This is a genomic window from Streptomyces gelaticus, from assembly GCF_014649535.1.
Lineage (GTDB): Bacteria > Actinomycetota > Actinomycetes > Streptomycetales > Streptomycetaceae > Streptomyces > Streptomyces gelaticus.
Genome location: NZ_BMTF01000069.1, coordinates 1 through 2,262 on the forward strand (window position 1 = coordinate 1; position 2,262 = coordinate 2,262).

The 2,262-nt window shown below is 68.5% G+C and carries 2 protein-coding genes; both read left to right on the forward strand.

Features of this window, described 5'->3' with window-relative positions; translation table 11 throughout:
• Nucleotides 1-1,212, forward strand: a 1,212-nt coding sequence (locus IE107_RS34315; RefSeq protein ID WP_189548254.1) for an ABC transporter substrate-binding protein, incomplete at its 5' end; no start/stop codon positions are given.
• A 112-nt stretch (nt 1,213-1,324) separates the two neighbouring features.
• Nucleotides 1,325-2,230, forward strand: coding sequence for a carbohydrate ABC transporter permease (locus IE107_RS34320; RefSeq protein WP_189548255.1), 906 nt, complete (start codon nt 1,325-1,327; stop codon nt 2,228-2,230).
• Nucleotides 2,231-2,262: the final 32 nt, after the last annotated feature.

Consider the following 2,262-nt stretch of genomic DNA (forward strand, 5'->3'; position numbering starts at 1 on the left):
GCCGCCCCGGTCGTGGCGACCGTGCTCGCCGCCGGTGTGCTGGCCGGCTGTTCCAGCGGTGGTGACGACAACACCGTCACCATGTGGACCTACCCGGTCATCTTCGACGAGGCCAAGAACAAGGCGTACTGGGACGGCCTGGTCAAGGCGTTCGAGAAGGAGCACTCGGGCGTCAAGGTGAAGGTGGAGACCTTCCCCTGGGCCAACCGCGACACCGCGCTGGCCACCGCGATCGCCTCCGGCAAGGGCCCGGACTCGGTCTACCTGATCCCGGACCAGCTGCCGAAGTACGCCAAGAACATCGTTCCGGCCGACGAGTACATGCCGGCCGACGCCAAGTCGGACTACACCGACTTCGCGCTGAAGTCCGTCACGATCGACGGCAAGGCCCTCGCCACCCCGGTCCTGACCAGCGCCAACCCGCTGATCTGCGACAAGCGGGTGTTCGCCGCGATCGGCGAGAAGAACTACCCGACGAGCTGGGCGGACCTTCAGGCGCTGGCCCCGAAACTGAAGAAGAAGGGCTACTACGCCACCAGCTACAGCGGTGCCACCCAGGAGACGCTGAACATGACCTTCTACCCGCTGCTGTGGCAGGCCGGCGGCGACGTGTTCTCCGAGGACGGCAAGACCGTCACCTTCAACGACGCGGCCGGCGTCAAGGCGCTGACGTATCTGAAGAAGCTCGTCGACGGCGGCTACACCGACAAGGACCTGGTCACCACCACGCCCAAGCTGGAGCAGTCCTCGACCGCCAAGGGCAAGGTCGCCTGCACCTGGCAGAACACCCCGGCCGACGTCGAGCCGTTCTGGGGCAAGGAGAACATCGTCGTCCAGCCGCCCCTGAAGGACACGAAATCGGTCGGCTACGGCACGGTCGGCGCGCTGTCGATGCTGAAGGGCGCCGACAAGAAGAACACCGGCGACTGGCTGAACTTCGTCGCCGAGTCGAAGAACGCGGCCGGCCTGCAGAAGGAGGCGGGCTACTTCCCGGCCCGCAAGTCCGGCGGCGACCTGTACCCGGACGACGCCCTCCAGTCGGCGGTCGGCGCCACGCTGCCGAGCATGACCGTGGGACCGCTCCAGGACAAGGCCCGTGAGGTCCAGGGCGTCCTCGCACCCGAGATCCAGGCCGCTCTGCTGGGCAAGAAGAGCCCGCAGGAGGCGCTGAACGCCGCGCAGAAGGCCGCGCAGGCACTGCTCGGCCGCTGACCGACCGGGCGCGGGGCCCGTTCCGGCCGCACCCGGACCCGGCACCGCGCCCTCCCCCGGGGGGGCATCCCCCCGAACCCCCGCAATTCCCCCGTACCGCAAGGAGATCCCCGTGGCAGTCGTCGCGGAACCCACCCGCCGGGGCCGTCGCAGCGGGCCGCAGGCGCGCCGCGAGGCCCGGATCGGCCTGCTCTTCGTCCTTCCGTGCTTCCTGCTCTTCCTGGCGTTCCGGTTCGGTCCGGGCATCGCCGGGGTGCTGATGAGCTTCACCGACTACACCCTCACGGGTGGCGGCAGCTTCATCGGGCTGGACAACTTCACCCGCCTGTGGGACGACCCGCTGTTCTGGCAGGCGCTGAAGGTCACCGTCCTGTACACCGTGCTCGCGGTGCCGGGCACGCTGATCGCGTCGGTGTCGCTGGCGCTGATCACCCGCCGCGCGTTCCGCGGCGCGAAGTTCTTCCGTTCGGTGTTCTTCCTGCCGGTCGTCACCTCGCTGGTGCTGGCCGCCACCGTCTTCGTCTGGATCTTCTCGACCGGCGGCCCGTGGTCCACCCTGATGGGCTGGTTCGGGATGTCCGAGGGCTCCTGGCTCTCCGACGACGTGCTGGTGCTGCCCGCACTCGCCATCGTCGGCATCTGGTCCCGCTTCGGATACGGGATGCTCATCCTGCTGGCCCGGATGCAGGACATCCCCCGCGAGCTGGAGGAAGCAGCCCTCACCGACGGCGCCGGAGCCTGGCAGCGGTTCCGGTACATCGTGCTGCCGCAGCTCAAGCCCGCCCTGTTCTTCCTCGCCGTGATCGAGACGACGGCCTCGTTCCAGGTCTTCGACGCGGTCTACACCATGACCGGCGGCGGCCCCGCCAACGCCAGCTACACGCTCGTCTTCCAGCTCTACGACGCGGGCTTCAAATACTTCGACCTGGGCTACGCCTCCGCCATCGGCGTCGCGCTCTTCGCGCTGACCGTGGCGGTCGCACTGATCCAGCGGCTCGTGATCGGGAAGGACCAGTGACCATGACCGCAGCACCCGCCCAGACCGAGACC